The organism is Actinomadura alba, from assembly GCF_014323705.1.
Classification (GTDB): domain Bacteria; phylum Actinomycetota; class Actinomycetes; order Streptosporangiales; family Streptosporangiaceae; genus Actinomadura_C; species Actinomadura_C alba.
This window is the reverse complement of sequence record NZ_JABVEC010000016.1, coordinates 1-14,479: the sequence shown is the minus strand read 5'-3', so window position 1 is coordinate 14,479 and position 14,479 is coordinate 1. Positions and strand designations below refer to the sequence as shown.

Genomic DNA, 14,479 nt, shown 5'->3' with positions numbered 1-14,479 from the left:
GAGGTGCAGATCCGGTCGGCAGCCCGCGTGGAGCTGCTCGGCGCGACAGAGATGCGAACGTAAGACGGCGCTCGGCTTCGGCGTTCTCATGGGCAGGTCATCCGATGTCTTGCCCGCGCACCGGAGATCGGCGCCTTCCACCCCCGCCACGATCGATCGATGTCCCGGACGGGCTCCGTCCGGCCCGTGCGGTCTCATGAGCAGAGACGGGATTGCCGCGTGACCATCAGAACATTGCCCAAGATCCGATTGGCCGGGCTTTCGCGCCTGGCGTTCGTCCTCACACTCACCGCCGGGCTGATCAGCCCGGCGGTCCTCTCCCCGGCGTCCGCGTCCACCACCGACGCGGCGTTCAACCGCTCGACCGGTGCGTTGAACGTCGACTACGCCAGGTACCTGTCCAAGCACGACGTCGTCTACAACCGGCCCAACACCAACCCCGACTACGGGCTCACCGTCGGCAACGGGCGCACCGGTGCCATGGTCTGGAACCAGAACGGCCTCACCATGCAGGTCTCCGGGGCCGACCTGTCCCAGCAGTCGGCGTTCGCGGCCGGCCTGGTCAATCTCTACTCGAACCCCGGGATGGACACCGGATACTCCACGTACCAGCAGAGGCTGTCGCTGTACGACGGGGTGTTGACCACGAAATACGACGGCAACCGCACGGTGACGATCATGGGGTCGCCGAACTCCGAGGTCATGGGCATCCACGTCGACGACACCCGGAGCAACGTGTCAAGCGTGGCCCTCGACCTGAGCCTCTGGGATCCCAGCTCCGTGGGCAACGTCGCGGACGTTCCGGACATCAACACCTGGCGGACGGTCTCCACGTACGCCGACTCCTCCGGCGCGGGTCTCAGCCGCGGGCAGGCCGACGCGAACGGCTTCGGCTACACCCTCGCCGCGACGGTCGAGGGCGCGGGCTACAGCACCCAGGTCGTCAACGGCACCAAGGTGCGGCTGAACATCACGCCGTCGTCGAGCTACACGATCTGGTTCACGGCGGCCGGCAGGGTCAACGCGCCGAACCGCGACTCGGTCGCGCAGGCGCGCAACCAGCTCGCCGCGGTGAAGGGCACCGGATACAACACCACGCTCAACGACTACAAGAACTGGTGGCACGCCTTCTGGCAGAAGTCGTTCGTCCAGTACTCCAACGGCGCCGGTGACGCCGACTACCTCGAGAACGTCTACTACCTGGCCACCTACATGATCGCCGCGGGCGGCCGGGGCAACTACCCGTTCCACTTCATCAACGGGGTCTTTCGCGCCACCGGTGACCAGACGAAGTGGAGCAACGGGTACTGGTACTGGAACCAACGGGACGTCTACAACTCGTTCCTCGCGTCCAACCACGTCGACCTGATCAGTGTCTTCAACAACCTCTACAGCCGGAACTACAACGCGCTGAAGGCCTATACCCAGACCCGGTACGGCATCGACGGGCTGTGGGTGCCCGAGACCATGGGCTGGGACGGCAACGCCCGGGGAACGATCAACAGCGACTACACCAAGAACACGTTGTCCACGGCCACCGAGGCCGCCTTCAACATGTACCTGCAGTACCGGTACACGAACGATGTGAACTACCTGCGCAATACGGCGTACCCGTACATGCGCGAGGCGGTGAAGTTCTACGCGGCCAAGCTCTCGCGCGACAGCGCGGGCAAGTACTACATGGCCAGCTCGAACGCGCACGAGACGTACTGGAACGTCCCGAACGCCATCACCGATCTGGCCTCCGTCCGCAGCCTGTTCCCGCTCGCCATCCAGGTGAGCCAGACGCTCGGCCAAGACGCCGGTTTGCGCGGCCAGTGGCAGACCGTCCTCGACAACCTCGTCCCGTACCCGACCGCCAACGGCGCCTACCTGCCGCACCAGCCGCCGATCGCGCAGACCAGGAACAACGAGAACGTGGCGAGTGAGCTGATCTGGCCGTACAACCTCACCGGGATCGGCGCCCCCGACCACCAGACCGCGGTGAACACCTGGAATCAGCGGCCCTTCCCGTACGGCAACGTCTGGGCCCCCGACGCGATCCAGGCCGCCCGCCTCGGCCTCGGCGACCAGGCGTTCCAGGGCATGCGCACGATGCTGCAGAAGTACCAGAACTATCCGAACGCGCTGACCAACAACACGAACGGCGTCTTCGAGTACCTCGGCGTGCACCTGTCGGTGATGAACGAGGCCCTGATGCAGAGCTACAACGACAAGATCCGGGTGTTCCCGGCCGTGCCGTCCGACTCCAGCTTCGTGGGCAAGTTCACGTTGCTGGCCAAGGACGGCTTCCTGGTCAGTTCGGAGCGCGAGGCCGGCGAGATCAAGTACGTCGGGCTGAAGAGCCTGTACGGCAACCAGGCCAGGGTCGTGAACCCCTGGGGCACCCAGCAGATCCAGGTTCGCCGCGCGTCCGACAACGCGATCGTGGCTTCCGGGTCGAGCGGTGAGATCTCGTTCGGCACGGCCGCGAACACGGTCTACATCGTGGAGCGGACCGCCAAGCCGTTCAGCGGGTACACCTCGACGCAGCTCACCGGCAATGCGAACCAGGACGTCAAGTCGCTGCGCAACACCGCGTCGACCCTGGGCATCGGCCGGACCACGAGCGGCATGGTCAACGACACTGCGCTGACGTACGACGCCAACTGGTACCAGACCACCAACCGCGGCTACGGCGACTACAACGACGACACCCACCACACGACGACCAACGGCGCGGTCGCGCAGTACACGTTCACGGGTACCGGGATCGAGTACTTCTCCGAGCGCAACGGCGACATGGGCAACGTCGACGTCTACCTCGACGGGGCCTTCCAGGCCAACGTCAATCTGTACGTGAGCGGACCGAGACAGGCCCAGCAGGTGGTCTACCGCAGGACCGGCCTGCCCAGCGGCTCGCACACGATCCGGATCGTGAGCAGGACGACGTCGGTCGCGATCGTCGACGCGCTCAACATCCTGACCTGATGCCGCACTGAGGAGAGCGATACCGAGCAGAGCGATACCGGGTGGTGATATCGAGGAGCGCGGTCCGGCGGACGTCCCGCCGGGCCGCGCTCTCGGCGTTATCGCGGCGTCGTCGGAGACTCCGTGCTGAAGCGCGTCGTGAAGGCGTGCCAAGCCGTCCGGGAGAAGACCAGCGCGGGTCCGTGAGGCCGATCGGCTGTTTCACAGCCGCTTCGTGCAATACGACCCACACCCTCGGCGGCGTCTCCCCGGCCAGAATCCGCTGCCGCAGCATCCGCGTGGACAGGCGGTCTTCGATCGCCTCTCTCGTGCGAGTCAGTGAACCCGCACGCATGACGGTCCTGGCGTACATGCCGGTCGCGTCAGGGACGCCCGGTCAGGCGGCGAGTTCGAACCAGACGGCCTTGCCGGTCGGGGTGAGAGCGCGAACAACTGCATGATCACGACAGAAGATGCTCCGCCGTGATCATGCAGCTGTCGCGTGGAAAGGCGATGTGGGCCTGCCGCGAATGATCGACGCCGAGACTCGGCCCGCCCCCGCAGGAGGTCTGGTCCGCGCCGTCCCAGGTGCCGGGCTCGGGTGGGACGCGCACAACTGCATGATCACGGCGGAAGACTTTCTGCCGTGATCATGCAGTTGTGCGTGGTGATGTGCCGGAACGCGCCGGGCCGCGAGCGCACCGTCGCGTATGTCGGCGGATCCGCCGCAGGGCCAGCAGCCCGCCGATGCCCGGGACGAGGGCGAGCGCTCGGGCGCCAGTTGAGGCGGCGGCCGGGGTCAGCAGTGTGATCGCGATGACGACGAGATAAGCCGTGCCGTGCAGCGGACCACCGAGCGACGTGATGACCTGCGCGTGCACGGTGAACAGGTTGACCAGCAGGACCGCGAGGGAGGCGGCCTCGACGCCGCCGGCGATCCGGAGGGAGCGCACGGGGTCACACTCCGGTGGTGGAGCCGGGACGCACGATCATGAGCACGACGACGATCGTCCACAGGATGTTGAAGACGCCGGTGAGGGCGGCCAGACGGGTCTCCATGGAGCGCGGCGACCCGTCTGAGGTCCCGCTTTCTGAGGTTCGGCCCGAGATCGACGCGAGCAGGTGCCGCTGACCCGGCAGGATCGCCAGTACGAGGACGGCCGCGGCCATCGCCGTCAAGATGATCGACGCGATCAGCCAGGGGTCGGTGAGGACGCCGAGCTGCGCACCGGTCCCGAAGCCGAAAACCGGGACGACGATTCCCACGGCGTACCCGCGGCAGATCCGGTGCAGGAACGCGGCGACCCCGGCGGTCTGCTCGCCCGCATCGTCGCCGTCGGGCAGCGGCCGGCGCGCGTAGCGGGGGAACAGCGAGGCCGCCACGGCGATCGGGCCGATCGCCAGGATCGCGGCGATGACGTGCACGGACAGCAGCACCTTGGTCACTGAAACCTCCTGGTCGACGCCAACGCGATATACGTTGGCTGCCAATACGTAGAATGCCTACAGCATCTATCTGTAGGCTGTCTACTTATGCGGGCGGACGCGGTGCGGGGACACCTGGACGGGTTGCTGCTGGCCGTGCTCGAGCCGGGCCCGCTGCACGGCTACGCGATCATCGCCGCCGTCCAGCGGCGCAGCGAGGGCGTGCTGGAGCTGCGCACAGGCACGATCTATCCCGCCCTGAACCGGCTGGAGCGGCTCGGGCTGCTCCGCAGCAGCTGGCAGTCGGTCGGCGAGCGGCGGCGGCGTTGCTATGAGCTCACCGACGCGGGACGGCGCGGCCTGGCCGCCGAGCGGACGGCGTGGCGCGAGTTCACCACCGCGATCGGCTCCGTCCTGGACCCCGCCCCAGCGCCCCGGCCGGCCACGTGAGCACGCTCGACCACCGCGCCGACGCCATCGATGACTATGTCGCGTCCCTGGCGGCCGCCCTGCACGGTCCGGCCCGAGCCAAGGCCCGGCTGATCGAGGAGATGCGCGACGGCCTCGTCGACACGGTCGCGGCGCATACCCGCGAAGGGATGTCCCATCAGGGCGCCGTCCGCGAAGCGGTGCGAGAGTTCGGGAGCCCGGACGAACTCGCACCGAGCTGCCAGCGGGAACTCACCATCGCCCAGACTCGCCACACCGCCCGAGCCCTCGTCCTCACCGCCCCGTTTCTGATCGCCTGCTGGTATCTGATCTGGACGGCCGACCACGGCCAGGGCCGGTGGCCGGCGGACGCGGCCCAGTTGGTCGCCGTCCACCTCGCCGGCGTCGCGGCCGTCGCCGCGCTGTTCGCCACGGTGGCACTGGCCGCCACCGGTACCCTCGCCCGCCGGCTGCGCACACCGCACCGGCTTCCCCTCGTCGTCGCCTGGACCGGTACCGCCGCCAGCGTGGCCATAGTGATCACCACGCTGGCGCTCGCCGCGACCTCGCCTCTGGCCACGAGCTGGCCACTCGTCACGCTCGCCGGTGCCCTGACGGTCGGGTCGCACGCCGTGGTGGCGGCCTCGGCCCGCGCCTGCCGCCGGTGTGCCCGTCTGCCGATCGGGACGCCATCGTCGCCCGGTCACCCGGTCGACGCGTCCTGAGGCGCTCGTACCTGACGCGCCCCGGCCCTCAGCAGCGCGCGCCTTACCGCACCTCCAGGAGCGGCAGGCCCGCCGCGTACCGCCGGAAGAAACCGGCGGTCGGGGTGTCTGCCGTCGCGACGGCGTCCGGGGTGCCCTCCGCGACCACCGCACCCCCGTCCGGACCGGCTCCCGGCCCCAGATCGATCACCCAGTCCGCGGACGCGGCGACGGGGATGTCATGTTCGGCCACGACGACGGTGTTGCCCGAGTCGAGCAACACATCGAGCGCATCCACCACACGCTGGATGTCAGACGGGTGCAGGCCCGAGACGGGCTCATCGAGAACGACGAGGCCGGCCTTGCGGCTCGCAGCACCGCGCTGGATCGCGGACGCCAGCTTCAGGCGCTGCGCCTCGCCGCCGGACAACTCTGTGGCGCTCTGGCCGAGTTGGAGATAGCCAAGCCCGACCTGGTTCAAGGCTCCCAGGGTCTCCGCGAGCTGCCGGGGCTCGGAGAATTGCTCCACGGCCTCGGCGACGGTCAGCTCCAGCACCTGATCGATGGCCAACCCCTGGTACCTGATTTCCAAAGCCTCCGGCTTGTAGCGCCGACCCTCGCACGCGTCGCAGACCACCCACACGTCCGGCAGAAAGTGCATGTCGACCAGCTTGCGGCCATAACCGGTGCAGGTCTCGCAGCGGCCGCCACCCGCGGTGTTGAAGCTGAACCAGGAGGCATTGACCCCGCGCCCGCGCGCCACGTCGGTTTCGGCGAACAGCTTGCGGACAATGTCGAACGCCTTGCTGTACGTAGCCGGGTTGGACCGCGGCGTCCGCCCGAGCGGTTCCTGATCGACGACGGCGACCCAGCTGAACCCCTCGAGGCCGGTCACCTCCCGCACCGTGTCGGTCGCCGTCCCGTTCAGGGCGGCCTCCACACTCGCCCCGAGCGCGCCGAGCAGGCTGCTCTTGCCGCTGCCGCTCACCCCGGTCAGGCAGGTGAGCCGACCGGCGGGGAAACGCACCAGGTCCGCGGTCACGTTGTGCGCACGCAGGCCGTGCAGCTCCACCCAGCCGGTGTCATCCCCGGCCGGGCGGCGGGTCCGGCGCAGCCGCGGCCCCTCACCGGCCAGATAGCGCCCGGTCAGCGACTTCGGGTGGGCGGCCGCGTCGGCGGGAGGCCCCGACACTAGAACCTCACCGCCGAGGCGGCCAGCGCCGGGCCCCATATCGATCACCCAGTCGGCCCGGGCGATCAGCTCAGGGTCGTGTTCGACGAGGAGCACCGTGTTGCCGGCCTCGCGCAGCTCCAGGGCGATGTCGAGCAGGTGCGCCTTGTCCGCCGGATGCAGCCCGGTCCCGGGCTCGTCCAGGACGAAGATGATGCCGCTCAGCTCGGTGCTGAGCTGCGCGGCGAGCCGAGTCCGCTGCAACTCACCCCCGGAAAGCGTCGCCGCGCTCCGAGACAGCTGGAGGTGGTCCAGACCGAGCCGGCCAAGAATTCCAAGCCTCCGCCCCAGATCCTGCAGCAGCGGCTCACCCACCTCGCGCTGCCGGGCGCCCAGGTCGTCCGCCACGCGCTTCGCCCAGCTGCGCACCTCCCGTACTTCCACCTCGATCAGGTCCGGGTACGCCAGCCCGCCGAGCCGCACGGACCGGGCCACCCGGTCGTACCCGCTGCCGCCGCAGGTGCCGCAGGGCTGCTTGCGCATGTACGGCAGGTAGCGCTGCTTGGCGCTGGACGTCTGGGCGTTCACGAACACCCGCTCCACCTCGGCGAGCGCGCCACGCAGCGGCTGGGTCGAGGTGTAGGTCACCAGGGCCGTCTCATTCTTGTTCGTCATGTCGATGGTCGCCTCGATCTTCTCGTCACCCGTGCCGTACAGCACGCAGTGACGGAACTCCTCAGGCAGCGACTGCCACGGCCGGCCGAGGTCCACGCCCCGCTTCTCGGCAAGCGCCGGTACGAACGCGTGCTCCCCCGACCGCCACTTCGCGTACCAGGGCGAGGCCCCCTCGAAGAGCGGAAGCGCCGGGTGGGTGATGACCAGGTCCTCCTGCGCCTGCCAGCGCCCGCCCACCCCGTGGCAGTCCGCACAGCTCCCTTCCGGCGTATTGCGGTCGAAGTGAGCGGTCGTCAGATGCCCGTCCCCACTCTCCGCCGCCGGGTCCGCGCCGATCCCCGGAAGGCGCGAGTACAGCAGCCCCAGGTGCCCGTCGATGCCGGTGATCGTCGCGACCGTGGAGCGGGGGTTACGGTTCAGGCGGCGCTGGTCGACCGCGAGCGTCGCGCCGAGTCCCAGGATGCGGTCGACCTTCGGCCGATTGCGCTGGGTGATGTACTGCCGTACGAACGGCGAAAGCCCCTCCAGATACCGCAGTTGGGCCTCGTTGTGCAGGGTGTCGATGGCCAGCGAGGTCTTGCCGCTGCCGCTCACTCCGGTGAAGGCGATGAGCTGCCCCTTGGGGATGCTCACGGACACGTCCCGCAGATTGTTGGTACGAGCCCCCACCACGTCAATGGTCTCGCGCCCCATACTCGCGACGTCCCGTACGAATGCGGTCACTGGGATGCCGCAGTGAGCTTTGCGATGCCGGGGGCGTTGACGGTCATCCAGTGCGGATGCAGCCGGTAGTAGACCACGTCGTTGTCCCAGTCGAAGAAGTCCTCGCCGTAGAAGTCCTTGAAGTACGCGAGCAGGTCCGGCCAGTCTGCGGCCGGCTCGCCGTCCTGGGGGTTGAGGATCTCCACCATGCCGTGCGTGAACACGCCCAGGTCCTCACCGCGCAGATGCGCGGCGCTGACGGCGGGCCGCGCCGCGAGGTGGCGCGCCTTGGCGGCGCCGCGCGCCGTGCCGAAGTGCCACTTTCCGTGCAGGAAGTGCCCGTCCACGCCGCTGATCCGCGGTTCACCCTTCGCCGTCACGGTGGACAGGGCCAGGGTGCACATCCCGGTGAGGACCTGGGTGAGCTGCTCTGCGGTCAGTGTGCTCTCGGTGTTGATGATTGAGCGGAGGTGCGAGGTGGAGCGGGAGAGCGAGGCGTCAAGGAGGGCCTGGAGCTCTTTGAGATCTTCTGGCGTTTCGCGCATGGAGGTCCTTATCTATCCGTTGGGGCCCCGGTCCACGTCCACCATCGACGCCGACCGGTGAAACCATGCTCGACCCAAAACCTGACCTCTTGTGTCATGTTTCTTCATCCGTCTTGCGGGCGCCACCGGGCCGCCTGGCCGGACGCCACACACGGTGACGACGGTTCACCTACTCCTCGCCCGTGCGGCGGCGGGCGCAGTAGGCGGCCCGGCGGCCCGGCTGACCGAGTCGCCTTGGCGATGTAGGTTGTATTGCTGACTAGATTGCATTAGCGTTTAGGTAGTTCAGGAAGCGCTCGTACTCGTCAAGGAGCTGAGATCGATGACCACCGACGCCGCCGGCCACGCGGGCACCGCCCCCCTCACGCAGACCTGGAAATGGAACTCCGATGCCTTCGCGGAGCTGCACTGGCTCGATCGGTTCGGCGACCAGGGCTGGGAGATCGAGCGGGTCGATCGTCTCGCCCGGTTCGTCAGCCATCGCCCCATCTCGGGGGCGCAGCGCTGGGAGTACCGCCGTGAGACGGTGGCCGTCGGCGGCGGACGCGAGCCGGCCGTCGGGCTTGCCGCCGAAGGCTGGGAGCCGTGCGGAACCTGGATGCGCTTCAGGTACTTCAAGCGCCCCAAGGCGGCGGGAATCGCGCCGCTCGACGTGCTGCCGCCCGTCCCGTCGCGGCGCGTCTACTGGAGCCGGCGGTTCTACCTGTTCATCGCCATCTGGCTGCTGTCCATGACCGTCGGCTTCACCGGCTTGGTGATGGAGAGCTCCTTTGGATTCTTCCTGTTGGCCGCGCTCCTGTTCACCGTGCCGGCTGTGGCGGTCCAGCGGCACATCCGGTCCAAGGGGTAGTTCGTCACGGTGGCCGGGTCGCATCGCGGTGGGAAGACGATGTGGGCCTCCGGCGAATGATGGGTGACCTTGGACCAGATTTGGGAGGCGCCCGCATGACGGAGACAGAGACGTGACCGCCGACGTGGGCGAGCAGGCGACCGACGCCCAGCTGGTCACCCGGTTCCGGCGGGATGCCGAGCAGTTCACCGCCGTCCACGACCGGTATTTCCGCGAGATCTATCTGTACGTGGCCGGGCGGCTGGACGTGCAGGTGGCCGAGGACATCGCCGCCGAGACGTTCCTGATGGCGTTCGGTCAGCGTGACCGGTTCGACCCGGCACGGGGCAGCCTGCGGTCCTGGCTCTTCGGCATCGCCACGAACATGGTGGCCCGGCACCGGCGCAAGGAGGCCCGCCGGTACCGGGCGATGGCCCGTACGGCAGGCGAGCCGGCAGCCGGCAGTCACGAGAATCAGGTGATCACGTCGGTGGCGGCGCAGCGCATGAGGCCACAGCTCACCAGGGCCCTCGCCGCGCTCTCTCAAGGGGAGCGCGATGTCGTCCTGCTCGTGGCGCTGGCCGAGCTGAGCTACGACGAGGTGGCCCAGGCGCTCGGGATCTCCCAGGGGACGGTGGGCTCCCGCCTCACCCGGGCCCGCAGGAAACTCACCAAGGCGATCGACCCGGAGGCGTTCGATGGATGACCTGAAGTTGCTGAGGACCATGCTGGCACAGCCCGAGCCGTCCCCAGAGGTCGCCGACCGCAGCCGGAACCGGCTCCGGAACAGGATGCGCGGTCCGGCCCGCAGGCAGAGGAGCGGCGGGCGAAGGACCGGCTGGACGGTGGCCGGTCTCGGCCTGGCCGCGGCCGCCACCACGGTCGCGCTGGTGATCTCGAACGTGATCGGGCCCACCGGTACGCCGAACGGCCCGCCTGCCGTGGCCCAGCCGTCCGCCCGGCAGGTACTGCTCGCGGCGGCCGCCACCGCGGAGTCCGTACCGGAGGGCTCTGGAACCTACTGGCACGTCACGATGACGCACGGGCCTTCTATAGGGGGGAGGCGCAAGACTGAGATGTGGTTCCGGCGTGACGGCCTGGGGTGGGTGAGCGTGAAGCCTGGCGAGGTGAGCAAACTCGCACGGTGGCAGGTGACCACCTTTTCGCTCACCGGTATGAGCTCCAATCAACTCCAGAATCTGCCGACCGACCCGGCTGCGCTGAAAACGTGGATCCTCAACGCTATGAAGTCACGGCGCAGCAAGGGGGATCCGCCCTTCAAGTACGAGCCGAGCACTCTCGAGGTCAACCTCGTCCACGTTCTGAACGAAATGCTGTACTACCTGCCGGTCCAGCAGAAGGTCCGCGCCGCCGCCTTCCGCGCGCTCGCCTCGCTCCCGAGCATCAAGAGGGTGGGTGCAGTGAAGGAGGGGCAGGTCCTGGTGTACATGTCCGGACCCGGACCCGGACAAGTGGGGATACAAATGATCGTCGACCCGAAGACGACGAGGGTCAGCATCGAGAACTTCACCAACTTCGGAAAGAGGGAGTCGTCGGGGACCAACACGTACATGGGCGAGTGGACGGACGAAATTCCCGACAAGGTCGTCCCGCCCCCACGGAGGTACCATCCCCGCCCCGGTTGAGGGTGATCGTGCCGGGATCTTGATCTTGGATCTGGGGTCGGCCTGGGTCACCAGTCGCGGACGATTTTGCTACCGGGTCCCAGCAGCTCGGCGCCCCGGACCCGTTGCCGACGGGCGAGGTGCACTTCGAGGTCGGGCTTGCCGGCGAGCGGGCTCAGGTCGACCTCTCCGCTGCCCGCCAGGCAGAGGTGTCGGAGCTCGGCCAGGTCGCCGAGCGGCCGCAGATCCGGCGGCCGCCGGAAGTCGCGCAGGTCCACGGTGGTCAGGTTCGGCAGGTCCCGCAGTGGACCGAGATCGCTCACGCCGGTCTCGGACAGGTCCAGGCAGGTGAGCCGGGTCATGGTCCGCAGCGGCCGCAGGTCGGTGAGCTCAGATGCGCCGCGCAGGGACAGGTCCGACAGCGTCTCGGCCCACCACTCGATGCCCGCCAGGCCGGTCAGCGGGCAGGAGTTGAGGTGCAGCGCGGCCAGCCGGCCGAGTCGTTCGAACCGGCGCAGTCCGCGCAGGTCGGTGAGGGTCGCGCAGTGCCCGATGATCAGAGAGGACAGCACGGTGGGCGGCAGCGACTCCTCCAGCAGGGCGGCGTCCTCGAGGTGGCCGAGCAGGAGCTGCTTGATCCCGGCGCAGTCGCGCAGCGGCGTGAGATCGACGCCCCGGGTGTCGTCGAGGCACAGGCTGCGCAGGTTCACCGTGTCGGCCAGCGGTTCGAGCGAGATCCGGCCCACGTTGGCCAGCCGCAGATAATCCAGCGACGTGCTCGACGACAGCGGCGTGAGGTCGTGCAACGCCGGGTCCTCGTACACCCACAGCCCGGAGAGCTTGGGCATCCGTTCGGTGAAGCTCAGATCGCCGTACCCCGTCGGCAGCCGGTAGGCGAGATCCTCAAGATCCTCGAGCTCGGCCAGCCCGGCCATCAGCGACACGTCGTTGATCTCCCTGATCCGGACGGCGTGCGGTGACGGCCGCAGCACGGTGTGCGCGAACTCGGCCGGGTCGAACCGCGGCCACGCCCGCATCAGCTCCTCGTGCACGCGCGGGTCGTCGTACCGGGCGCAGCCGGCCATCACCTTCAGCGCCCGGTCGCCGCCGATCCCGGCCGCCGCGCGCACCGTGGCCGCGGCCTGCCGCACACCGCGCGGCGGCCGGTCGGCCAGCAGGTCGAGGACGAACTCGCCGGCCACGGCGAGCGCCTTCGCGTCGGCCATGCTGCGCGGCGGCAGCAGGTCGCGGGTGACCCGCTGGATCTCCTCCTGCAGCCGCGGGTCGAGCTGCGGACAGGTCTCCTGGCAGGCGACCACGAGAACGAGCAGCGCCCGGCGCACGGAGGTGTCCCGGTTGGCACGGGCGAGCAGCCCGCGCAGCAGCTCGGTTCGCTGGCGCGGCTGGGCGTGGCCGGCGGCCATCACGATGACCTCGCGCCACTGGTCGTCCTGGGCGTGCTCGATCAGCATGCCGATGTCTTCGGCCTCGATCGCGGCCCGCGCAGCGAGGTACTCCTGGAATGTCCCGTGCACGAAGTCGACCCGGCCGGTGACCGCCTCGCGGATCAGCCCACTGCGGTTCAGCAGATGACCGAACACCTTCTCGGCGCCGGCGGAGATGCGCGGCATCAGGGCGAGACTCTGCTCGATCTGCCGGACGACGAGTTCGCAGCGGGCGTCGCTCAGGCCGTTGCGGATCAGCCAGTACGCCAGGTTCTGCAGAATCAGGCTCTTGTCCGTACGGGACAGCGCCGGGCCGAGGTCGCTCATCCGGCGCTCGCTCTCGCGGCGCTCGAGCAACAGCTCCAGCGCCACCGCGTACAGCTCCATTCGATCCTGGGGCAACTGCATCCGCCGGTCGAGGTGCAGCGCGCACAGCAGGGCGCAGAGCAGGGGGTTGGTGGCCAGTTCGCGCAGGTGCCGCCGGGCGTGCACCGTCTCCAGCAGCTCCGCCTCGTACCCGTGCAGCCGGGCCCGCTCCTCCTCGTCGGTGGTCTGGCTGCGCATCGCCGCGTGCCAGTGCCGGGTGAACGCCCTCACGTCCGACCAGGACATCGGCTGTAGCTCCGCGGAATCGAACCCCTCGTGGTCCAGCCAGTCCCCGGTGACGGCGGCCGGCCGCGACGTGACGACGTACCGCGCCTGCGGAAAGGCGAGGACCAGCTCCCGCAGCCAGCCGCGGGCCGCCTCGCGCTCGGTCTCGGGCAGCTCGTCGATGCCGTCCACCAGCACCAGCGCCCGCCCGGCCCGGAGCAGCCGATGGACCCAGCCCCTCGGCATGTCGTCGGCGATGTGCCGACCCACCTGGCTGAGGAACTGCTCGGGCGCGGGCAGTTCGGCACCGGAGTAGCGGCGCAACGGCAGGAAGAACGGCACGAGCCCGACCAGGCCGGACAGCTGGTCGCCGAAGTCGCCGCGCGCCGACCGTACCGCCAGCCACTGCAGCAGCGTGGTCTTTCCCGACCCGGCGTCGCCGCGCAACAGCAGCCGTGACGTGGCGCCGAGCACCTCGTGCACCCGCCACGTACTGGCCGACGCGTCCAGCCGCGCGTGGACCTCGCCGATCCGGCCCAGCCCGCCGAGGGCCGCCGACATCGTCTGCCGCAGGCCCTCTCCGCGCACGTCCAGGCTGATGTAGGCGACGCTGAGCGGATAGCGGCGTACGGACGGCGAGACCGTCACGCCGAAGAGCTCCAGCCGGTCGAGCGCGGTGGCGACCTGGCGCCGGTACGTGGCGAGGAAGACGGTGTCGGGGTCGGCGGCGTCGACCTTCGGGATACGGTCGAGCAGGTCGCGGATGCCGGTGAGGATCTCGGTCTCGCGGCGCAGGATCTCCACGAGGGCGCCCTTCCCGAACGCGGGCAGCCCGACCGTCACCTCCAGCACGTACGCACAGCATTCGGCGAGCACCCGGTCGTAGAGCCCGGCGGCCTGGTGGCCGAGGTCGCGGGTGGCGCCCGGGCTGCCCGCCCGCACGTGGCGCTCCAGGAACAACGCGTCGAGGTCCGCGGCGAACAGGTCCTGGTCGGTGAGCGGGGCCCGGTCGAAGGCGTCGGTGACGGCCAGCACGGCGGCATTGCGCTCGTTCTCGGCCAGCCCGGTGAACTCGTGCTCCAGCACGGTCAGGAGGCGATCGGCGACCATCTCCTCGAGATCCTCGAACAGCCGTTGCGCGCGCCGGCGCTCACGCACACCCGCGGCCCTGCCGGTGATCGCGTCGATCACCGAGCCGCTCGTCTCCGCGGCGAACTCATGGTCCTTCAACCAGAGCCGGGCAGCAGTCTTGATCACTGCGGCGCCGAGCCCGAGGAGAATGTCAGCCATCGAGATCTCCTGCCACGTAGGCGTTGATCCGCAGTATCGGCCCTGCGCAGCCGGAGATCGTTTCTGCGCGGCATGTGGCGGACAAAGAGACCGGCAAGG

The 14,479-nt window shown here is 69.1% G+C and carries 12 protein-coding genes; 6 read left to right on the top strand and 6 right to left on the bottom strand.

Going from position 1 to position 14,479, the window contains the following annotated elements; translation table 11 throughout:
• The first annotated feature begins 219 nt into the window (after positions 1–219).
• Positions 220–2,970, top strand: coding sequence for a glycosyl hydrolase family 95 catalytic domain-containing protein (locus HKK74_RS20980; RefSeq protein ID WP_222722554.1), 2,751 nt, complete (start codon positions 220–222; stop codon positions 2,968–2,970).
• Here the strand turns inward: HKK74_RS20980 and HKK74_RS41940 are convergent.
• The 3 genes from HKK74_RS41940 to HKK74_RS20965 form a co-directional block, all read right to left on the bottom strand.
• The gene (locus tag HKK74_RS41940; RefSeq protein WP_222722553.1) at positions 2,954–3,322 is read right to left on the bottom strand and encodes a Scr1 family TA system antitoxin-like transcriptional regulator; all 369 of its coding nucleotides are present in this window, start codon (positions 3,320–3,322) and stop codon (positions 2,954–2,956) included. The genes HKK74_RS20980 and HKK74_RS41940 overlap by 17 nt on opposite strands.
• Positions 3,323–3,599: 277 nt before the next feature.
• On the bottom strand, positions 3,600–3,902 hold the full coding sequence (locus HKK74_RS20970) for a hypothetical protein (RefSeq protein ID WP_187244973.1): 303 nt from the start codon (positions 3,900–3,902) through the stop codon (positions 3,600–3,602).
• 4 nt (positions 3,903–3,906) lie between these two features.
• Positions 3,907–4,395, bottom strand: a complete 489-nt coding sequence (locus tag HKK74_RS20965) for a hypothetical protein (RefSeq protein WP_187244972.1) — start codon at positions 4,393–4,395, stop codon at positions 3,907–3,909.
• Between the two features lie 87 nt (positions 4,396–4,482).
• On the opposite strand from HKK74_RS20965, the gene HKK74_RS20960 reads away from it, so the two are divergent.
• Positions 4,483–4,824, top strand: a complete 342-nt coding sequence (locus HKK74_RS20960) for a helix-turn-helix transcriptional regulator (protein ID WP_187244971.1) — start codon at positions 4,483–4,485, stop codon at positions 4,822–4,824.
• Entirely contained in the window at positions 4,821–5,528 is a 708-nt protein-coding gene (locus tag HKK74_RS20955; protein ID WP_187244970.1) for a permease prefix domain 1-containing protein, read from the top strand. Before HKK74_RS20960 ends, HKK74_RS20955 begins: the two co-directional genes overlap by 4 nt.
• Before the next feature lie 43 nt (positions 5,529–5,571).
• Here HKK74_RS20955 and HKK74_RS20950 read toward each other — a convergent pair whose 3' ends face one another.
• Together HKK74_RS20950 and HKK74_RS20945 are read right to left on the bottom strand one after the other, a co-directional pair.
• The gene (locus HKK74_RS20950) at positions 5,572–8,022 is read right to left on the bottom strand and encodes an excinuclease ABC subunit UvrA (RefSeq protein ID WP_312881649.1); all 2,451 of its coding nucleotides are present in this window, start codon (positions 8,020–8,022) and stop codon (positions 5,572–5,574) included.
• Positions 8,023–8,072: 50 nt separating this feature from the next.
• Positions 8,073–8,600, bottom strand: coding sequence for a pyridoxamine 5'-phosphate oxidase family protein (locus HKK74_RS20945; RefSeq protein ID WP_187244969.1), 528 nt, complete (start codon positions 8,598–8,600; stop codon positions 8,073–8,075).
• A 322-nt stretch (positions 8,601–8,922) separates the two neighbouring features.
• Between HKK74_RS20945 and HKK74_RS20940 the strand changes: the two genes are divergently transcribed.
• The 3 genes from HKK74_RS20940 (at position 8,923) to HKK74_RS20930 (ending at position 11,075) form a co-directional block, all read left to right on the top strand.
• On the top strand, positions 8,923–9,450 hold the full coding sequence (locus tag HKK74_RS20940) for a hypothetical protein (RefSeq protein ID WP_187244968.1): 528 nt from the start codon (positions 8,923–8,925) through the stop codon (positions 9,448–9,450).
• 112 nt (positions 9,451–9,562) lie between these two features.
• Entirely contained in the window at positions 9,563–10,135 is a 573-nt protein-coding gene (locus HKK74_RS20935; protein ID WP_187244967.1) for an RNA polymerase sigma factor, read from the top strand.
• The gene (locus HKK74_RS20930; RefSeq protein WP_187244966.1) at positions 10,128–11,075 is read left to right on the top strand and encodes a CU044_5270 family protein; all 948 of its coding nucleotides are present in this window, start codon (positions 10,128–10,130) and stop codon (positions 11,073–11,075) included. Before HKK74_RS20935 ends, HKK74_RS20930 begins: the two co-directional genes overlap by 8 nt.
• A gap of 47 nt (positions 11,076–11,122) precedes the next feature.
• On the opposite strand, the gene HKK74_RS20925 is transcribed toward HKK74_RS20930, so the two are convergent.
• Positions 11,123–14,380, bottom strand: a complete 3,258-nt coding sequence (locus HKK74_RS20925; protein WP_187244965.1) for an NACHT domain-containing protein — start codon at positions 14,378–14,380, stop codon at positions 11,123–11,125.
• Between the last annotated feature and the right edge of the window lie 99 nt (positions 14,381–14,479).

Excerpts from the sequence above, each read along its gene's own strand:
- HKK74_RS41940 (WP_222722553.1), bottom strand. The coding sequence starts at position 3,322 with ATGTACGCCAGGACCGTCATGCGTGCGGGTTCACTGACTCGCACGAGA.
- HKK74_RS20960 (WP_187244971.1), top strand. The coding sequence starts at position 4,483 with ATGCGGGCGGACGCGGTGCGGGGACACCTGGACGGGTTGCTGCTGGCC.
- HKK74_RS20945 (WP_187244969.1), bottom strand. The coding sequence starts at position 8,600 with ATGCGCGAAACGCCAGAAGATCTCAAAGAGCTCCAGGCCCTCCTTGAC.
- HKK74_RS20940 (WP_187244968.1), top strand. The coding sequence starts at position 8,923 with ATGACCACCGACGCCGCCGGCCACGCGGGCACCGCCCCCCTCACGCAG.
- HKK74_RS20930 (WP_187244966.1), top strand. The coding sequence starts at position 10,128 with ATGGATGACCTGAAGTTGCTGAGGACCATGCTGGCACAGCCCGAGCCG.
- HKK74_RS20925 (WP_187244965.1), bottom strand. The coding sequence starts at position 14,380 with ATGGCTGACATTCTCCTCGGGCTCGGCGCCGCAGTGATCAAGACTGCT.